This is a genomic window from Paenibacillus sp. 01T442 (assembly GCF_056398345.1).
Window position 1 is genome coordinate 1 of the sequence record NZ_JBFTPF010000146.1, and the last position, 6,258, is coordinate 6,258.

The 6,258-nt window shown below is 44.1% G+C and carries 8 protein-coding genes, 7 tRNA genes and 2 rRNA genes; 16 read left to right on the forward strand and 1 reads right to left on the reverse strand.

The window, feature by feature from the left end; genetic code table 11:
- Positions 1–30 precede the first annotated feature (30 nt).
- The 12 genes from rrf (at position 31) to AC1DLM_RS34435 (ending at position 3,290) form a co-directional block, all read left to right on the forward strand.
- Positions 31–147: ribosomal RNA gene (rrf, locus tag AC1DLM_RS34380) — 5S ribosomal RNA — on the forward strand.
- 84 nt (positions 148–231) lie between these two features.
- A tRNA-Tyr gene (locus AC1DLM_RS34385) sits at positions 232–313 on the forward strand.
- Between the two features lie 12 nt (positions 314–325).
- Positions 326–399, forward strand: a tRNA-Trp gene (locus AC1DLM_RS34390).
- Positions 400–409: 10 nt separating this feature from the next.
- Positions 410–484, forward strand: a tRNA-Gln gene (locus AC1DLM_RS34395).
- Positions 485–500: 16 nt separating this feature from the next.
- Positions 501–576: transfer RNA gene (locus tag AC1DLM_RS34400), tRNA-Lys, on the forward strand.
- A 74-nt stretch (positions 577–650) separates the two neighbouring features.
- Positions 651–730, forward strand: a tRNA-Leu gene (locus AC1DLM_RS34405).
- A gap of 42 nt (positions 731–772) precedes the next feature.
- Positions 773–844 (forward strand) — tRNA-Gly (locus tag AC1DLM_RS34410).
- A 9-nt stretch (positions 845–853) separates the two neighbouring features.
- A tRNA-Pro gene (locus AC1DLM_RS34415) sits at positions 854–927 on the forward strand.
- A gap of 167 nt (positions 928–1,094) precedes the next feature.
- On the forward strand, positions 1,095–1,517 hold the full coding sequence (locus AC1DLM_RS34420; protein WP_477572502.1) for a VOC family protein: 423 nt from the start codon (positions 1,095–1,097) through the stop codon (positions 1,515–1,517).
- 28 nt (positions 1,518–1,545) lie between these two features.
- Entirely contained in the window at positions 1,546–2,136 is a 591-nt protein-coding gene (locus AC1DLM_RS34425; protein ID WP_441992612.1) for a thioredoxin family protein, read from the forward strand.
- Between the two features lie 198 nt (positions 2,137–2,334).
- A complete protein-coding gene (tenA, locus tag AC1DLM_RS34430; RefSeq protein WP_441992613.1) occupies positions 2,335–3,000 on the forward strand; it encodes a thiaminase II in 666 nt (221 codons plus the stop codon).
- A 104-nt stretch (positions 3,001–3,104) separates the two neighbouring features.
- Entirely contained in the window at positions 3,105–3,290 is a 186-nt protein-coding gene (locus AC1DLM_RS34435) for a hypothetical protein (protein ID WP_477572503.1), read from the forward strand.
- Positions 3,291–3,379: 89 nt separating this feature from the next.
- Here the strand turns inward: AC1DLM_RS34435 and AC1DLM_RS34440 are convergent, their stop codons facing one another.
- Entirely contained in the window at positions 3,380–3,769 is a 390-nt protein-coding gene (locus AC1DLM_RS34440; RefSeq protein WP_173121619.1) for a helix-turn-helix domain-containing protein, read from the reverse strand.
- 185 nt (positions 3,770–3,954) lie between these two features.
- Here AC1DLM_RS34440 and AC1DLM_RS34445 point away from each other — a divergent pair, with 185 nt between their 5' ends.
- The 4 genes from AC1DLM_RS34445 to AC1DLM_RS34460 all read left to right on the forward strand — a co-directional run.
- Entirely contained in the window at positions 3,955–4,398 is a 444-nt protein-coding gene (locus AC1DLM_RS34445; protein WP_441992614.1) for a HEAT repeat domain-containing protein, read from the forward strand.
- A 25-nt stretch (positions 4,399–4,423) separates the two neighbouring features.
- Positions 4,424–4,612, forward strand: coding sequence for a DUF3934 family protein (locus AC1DLM_RS34450; protein ID WP_441992615.1), 189 nt, complete (start codon positions 4,424–4,426; stop codon positions 4,610–4,612).
- 130 nt (positions 4,613–4,742) lie between these two features.
- Positions 4,743–5,810, forward strand: coding sequence for an FUSC family protein (locus AC1DLM_RS34455; RefSeq protein ID WP_477572504.1), 1,068 nt, complete (start codon positions 4,743–4,745; stop codon positions 5,808–5,810).
- A 341-nt stretch (positions 5,811–6,151) separates the two neighbouring features.
- Positions 6,152–6,258: ribosomal RNA gene (locus tag AC1DLM_RS34460) — 16S ribosomal RNA — on the forward strand; the annotation flags it as partial.

The following is a 6,258-nucleotide window of genomic DNA, read 5'->3' on the forward strand; positions in this document are numbered from 1 at the left end:
TTTTCAAGGCGCAAACAAACGCTTTGACTGTTTGGTGATGATGGCGGAAGGGATCCACGCGTTCCCATCTCGAACACGACCGTTAAGCCTTCCAGCGTCGATGGTACTTGAACCGCAGGGTTCTGGGAGAGTAGAACGTTGCCAAGCAGATACCTAATAGAGGGATCTTTAATCGATGATTAAAGTCTCTCTGCATGGGTATTTTTTTTGTCTAGTAAGATTTGCCTTTATGGAGGCTTAGTGAAGTGGCTAAACACGGCAGACTGTAAATCTGCTCTCTTCGAGTTCGGTGGTTCGAATCCATCAGCCTCCATATACCTTATTTAGGGGCATAGTTTAAGGGTAGAACAAAGGTCTCCAAAACCTTTGGTGTGGGTTCAATTCCTGCTGCCCCTGCCAATAAGTTCAATGGGGATTAGCCAAGCGGTAAGGCAACGGACTTTGACTCCGTCATGCCAAGGTTCAAATCCTTGATCCCCAGCCATTTTTACACAAYGTATGAGTCATTAGCTCAGTTGGTAGAGCACCTGACTTTTAATCAGGGTGTCGTAGGTTCGAATCCTACATGACTCACCACTTTACCCCAAAAAGTGAAGTGATAGCTTCGAAGGGAATTCCGAGTACTTTTCGGGGACCCCATCATCAATCATGCGCGTATGGCGGAATTGGCAGACGCACTAGACTTAGGATCTAGCGGGCGACCGTGGGGGTTCAAGTCCCTCTACGCGCATCATCGTCCCTAGGTTACATCATGCAGCTTAGGGATCCCTATGCGGAAGTGGCTCAGCGGTAGAGCATCGCCTTGCCAAGGCGAGGGTCGCGGGTTCGATCCCCGTCTTCCGCTTTTTACCTTCGGGACGTAGCTCAGCTTGGTAGAGCACCTGCTTTGGGAGCAGGGGGTCGCATGTTCAAATCGTGTCGTCCCGATATCAACCACAGTTCTTCATCAAGCGATGAAGGATTGTGGTTTTTTGTTTTGATCTAGAGTTACCCCTGGTTACTTAGTTACCTCGATGTAACTCATTTTCTAACCACGCCTGTTCGAGTATACTGGAATTGAAGTAAAAGTGAGAAATCTAAGGAGGCTAAAGTAAGTGGGTACGAATGCAAAAATAGGTGGCGGCGGTTTTCATCACGTTGCACTCAGAGCGAATGATTTTGACGCAACAGTCAAGTTTTATACAGAAGGTCTAGGATTTGAAGAGAAGAATAACTGGGGCGAAGGGAATAAGCGCGCGGTCCTGTTAGACTCTGGCGATGGGAATTATATGGAAGTTTTTGCTGGAGGAACAGGTGAGCAAATTCCAGAAGGCTATTTCTTTCACGTTGCTTTACGCAGTAATGATGTAGATGGAGCAGTTGCAGCAGCAGTTGCTGCCGGAGCTATCGTGACGGTAGAACCGAAAGACGTGATCTTAGGCGTGAACCCGCCAACACCTGTGCGTATTGCTTTTATCAAAGGACTAAACGGTGAAATCATTGAGTTTTTCCAAAGTACTGGGGAGAACCAACTATAACCTATCAGGGATGAAAGGGGCATGGAACATGGCTTATACCTTTACTTTATCGCTCGGAGATGAAGCGCCTGATTTTTCATTACCAGCTACGGATGGACAGACATACGCGTTGAAGGATTTCAGCGATGTGAAAACGCTCGTTATTTTTTTCACTTGCAACCATTGCCCTTATGTGATCGGTTCTAATGAAGTAACACGCGAAACTGCTAATCGGTATAAAGATAAGGGTGTACAGTTCGTTGGGATCAACGCCAACAGCGTGAACACCAGGCCAGAAGATTCCTTTGATCATATGGTATCGCACATGGAGGAACATGAATATCCATGGACGTATCTGAGAGACGAAACCCAAGAAACGGCATTAGCCTATGGTGCACTAAGAACGCCGCATTTTTATGTTTTTGATGAAAATCGCAGATTAGTTTACACGGGACGTGGCGTTGATAACCCTAAGGATGCGTCAAAAATAATCACAATCAATAATTTAGATATCGCGTTAGATGAGCTGACCTCTGGTCAAGCGATTACATTACCGATGACGAACCCACTTGGCTGTAATGTAAAATGGGATGGTAAGGATGCGCATTGGATGCCTGCTGATGCATGTGACTTGGTATAGCTCACTTCTGCTCGTGTACATATCTCAGAAAATAGAAAGCAATGAGCCTCCATATCGTGGAGGTTCATTTTTTGCATTCGAGCTATTCATTACTAGTAATTAAGTTAAAATACGGTAAAATAGTAGAGTTCACCAAATCTACTAACCGTAACTCATTTATCTATTCCTTATACAATTACATGCCAAAGGAGACCCATAATGTCTTTTACACAGCACTTAGTCCAGAAATATCAGCACGAATGGCGCCAAACCCAGCAGCATCCCTTTGTTCAAGAATTAGGCCGAGGAACCCTAGACCGTAATAAATTCAGGTTCTACTTGATTCAAGACTATTTATATTTAATTGATTACGCCAAATTGTTTGCATTAGGAGCCATAAAGGCTCCAGATCTTACTACGATGAGTGAATTCTCAGCGTCTTTAAGTAACATTTTGCATGAAGAAATGGGCATTCATCGTTCCTACGCTGCTCGCTTCGGTATCACCAAAGAAGAATTGGAGCAGGCAGAACCTTCACCAATTACACTCGCTTATTCGCATTATATGTTGCATGTAGCACAGAATGGTGGATTAGCGGAGTTAACAGCAGCATTGCTCCCTTGTATGTGGAGTTACTGGGAAATCGGCCGTATGTTGAAGGAGTTCCCAGGTGCAGTGGATCATCCTGACTATGGTGAATGGGTGAGAGGATACAGCTCAGAGGAGTTCAGTAAACATGCACAATGGTGCATACATTTAATGGATCGACTAGCCTTAGGGAAATCGGAAAGTGAATTAGCGCGATTAGAAACTATTTTTTTGAATACGACTCGCTACGAAACGTTGTTCTGGGAAATGTCGTACCAACAACAGATGTGGCTGTAATTTCTGACACAAGTGCCAATGAAACGCATTCATAAGAGTCAATAGAACGAATATACATATACGGAAATCATCAAAAGTTGGTTATCAACTGGGAGGTGTTTCGTATGATTTATTGGATTTTGGCTGTGATTGTTGTGGTCGTTGGTGCGCTGGTCATCATGAGTGTAAGAAGAAGTAAATCCAAAGCGCCTGTTGAAGTGAAAACGCACAAGCCCTGCTCTTACTGCAACGAGGAAATCGCTATTGATGCGCCAGTGTGTAAGTATTGTAGGGGGGTTGTAGTGAGTTAAGTTCATTAGGAATTCCGGCTAAAAAGGGGAAAAGAAAAGCAACGAGTATTCGCTGTTTGCGAGCTGCTCGTTGTTTTTTTGTATTTGCGTTAGTCTTTCTTGCTTCGTCTACTAGCTTCCTTAGCATCTAACGTTCCTAGGAAATCACTCGCCGTCCTGACAATATATTGAACTTCATCAAGCCCACGTTCCATAAGCATGCTTTTGTGAATATCGATAATCAATTTCTTTTCATGGATGCCATCTACACCGTCAAGTTTTTGAAAATTAAACAACTCGCTCGGGTCTATGTCTAACGCATTCATTAGTGTTTCTAACGTGGTCAATGAAATGTTCCTTTGGCCTCGTTCAATATCCGAAATATGCGATTTGCTCATACCGACTTTGCCTGTTTTTTCAGCAAGCTGATCCTGTGTGTATCCCTTAAGCTTTCTAATCATACGTAATCGCTCACCAACGAGCCTTAGGAAATCGGACATCTCATTCACCTCAAGTTGAGGTTATTGAATTCGAACCCAAAAAGAGATACCTATATATGGTGATTTAATGCTAATAATCCTGTATAAATGGTACTTCCATAAACTAAACATACCAAAAAGTTGGCGCTCTGCCCAAAAAAAGTGTAACATCTAACACATATAGCCACAGAAGGAGCTTGAATCAGTTGAATATTGAATTACACAATGAGTTACCTACCGATTTTGAAGAGTTGAAAAAAGCAGCGAACCGCACATCCAATTGGAGGGAGCGTCTGTCTGCTGTTGAAGCATTAGGTGAACATGGCGATCAACAATCGGTTCATATTCTTAAACGTCTAATGACCAATGATGCCGTGTATGCGATACAGGAGACAGCTTACCGTAAGCTCAAACTTTTAGGTGAGGATGTGCAACTGCCCCCTCGCAGAAAAGGCGACTTAATTAAAGGCGTAGGTAAAATTTTACTTCGCATCAAGAAGAGCTTGCCAGAAGGTCATACGTATGAGGCTTTCAAGGAAAAGCTGCAGAAAATGAGAAGTGATGTTTATGACACTTACGAAGGTGACAAAGGCTCTGATTTCGATCAATGGCTAGAATCGACATGGTCGGGTTTATTAACTAATAAATAAGAAGCAACACGTATGGAGTGAGTTTATGGCTAAGGGTAAAGGTGGAACAGGTAGAGGTACTGACAGCAAAGGCTGGAACCGGTGGAAAGCAAGTGAGAACCGGGCGAAGAGTGCCCCGAAACCCTACAAGAGTAAAGGTTTGAAAGCCGCTGCAATCGCGGCCAAGGCTGCGGGGACTTCAAGTACTGCGGGTACCAAAAGCACCAAAGCTTAGCATATTGCTGAGCAACGAACCACCTTCGGCATCTTGCTGGGGGTGGTTTCTTTGTTGAATCAACTGTTTTTGCATCCATCACATGACCTGTGTAAGATAGATGTAGGATATTTTGGGTGAGGTGAGAGTCATGGTATTTGGGGCGCGCGTGTGGAAAACAGGCATCGCTGTTGCATTAGCATTATACATAAGTGCTTGGCTCGAATTCACGCCACCAGTCATTGCGGCGGTTGCGGCGATCTTTGCGATGCAGCCCTCGATTTATCGCTCCTGGCGTTATTTCTTAGAGCAGCTGCAGACCAATATTATTGGCGCGGCTTTCGCGCTGTTGGCGGGGATGTTTTTTTCGCAAAATGTGATTGCCATCGGCATTGTATGTATTATTGTTATCATTTTAAGTTTACGTTTGCGGATGGAAGAAACGATAGGTCTTACCTTAGTAACCGTTGTGGCGGTGATGGAGGCGTCGGGGGAGTGGCGTTTTGCGGTTAATCGGCTATTGCTTAGCTTGATCGGGATCGGATGTGCCTTCGTGGTGAATGTTCTATTCTTCCCACCTAAGCCTAAGGAACAATTCGCAGCGCAGATCGGATCTATTTTCAGCAAAATGTCACTGCTCCTTCGCACGGTGATTTCGAATGAGATTAAGGAAACGGTGTTTCGTGAAGAGAAGGAAAGTCTTCGTAATAGCCTAAAGTCATTATCTGAGAAGTATAGACTTATGGAAGAAGAAATTAAGAAGATGAAGGGCAGCGGCTCCAAAAGGATCCGTGAACTCGTCGTGTACAAGCAGAAGCTGCTTGTCATGTCCAAAGGGCTTGAGGTATTGGAAGCTGTAGATGAGCATTATTTTCAGGCTTCCCMAAGCGCGGAAACGGATGTATGTTTTGACGATCATATGGAGAAATTGATTAAGTACCACGAGCATGTACTCCTGAAGTACGATGATAAGCTGAAAGATACGAGCTCGGATAGTTTGGAAATTGAAGCGGAGAACGAACAGTTTATGATCGATCTCCTTGCAAGGTACAGCGAACAACCAAGCGGTATGCTTCGACTCTCCATTGTGGCTGCAGCCATGTATGATTATGGTCATCAGATCGCGCGTTTGGATAAGCTTGTGGAGCATGATCATCGAGGGGAGACGGAAGAGAGGGAACCTCTTGAAATTTTGCTCAAAAGTATTCGACTGAAATAGTTCAGATTAAGTTTGCATTACGAAATGGTTTGTGCTATATTATGTTTCTTGCTCCGAACAGGACAGGCATGAACAAGCACAAACCATGGAGTCTGAATGTGTTGAGTATCTTCACGAATGGATGAAATAAAATAAAGCTTGCAAATGAAAAACCAATATGGTATATTACTTCTCGCTGCTTCGGTAACACGGCAGTTTGCGAAAGAAATTGATCTTTGAAAACTGAACAATGAGTGAGTAAGCACAGTCGAGTAATCGACTATAAAAGAGATTGCAAAATCTCGCTAGCTTCAAATGAGCAAGTCAGCTTTCATATATACGGACAAGCAATTGTCCAAACTATTATGGAGAGTTTGATCCTGGCTCAGGACGAACGCTGGCGGCGTGCCTAATACATGCAAGTCGAGCGGGTTTATCCTTCGGGATAAGCTAGCGGCGGACGGGTGAG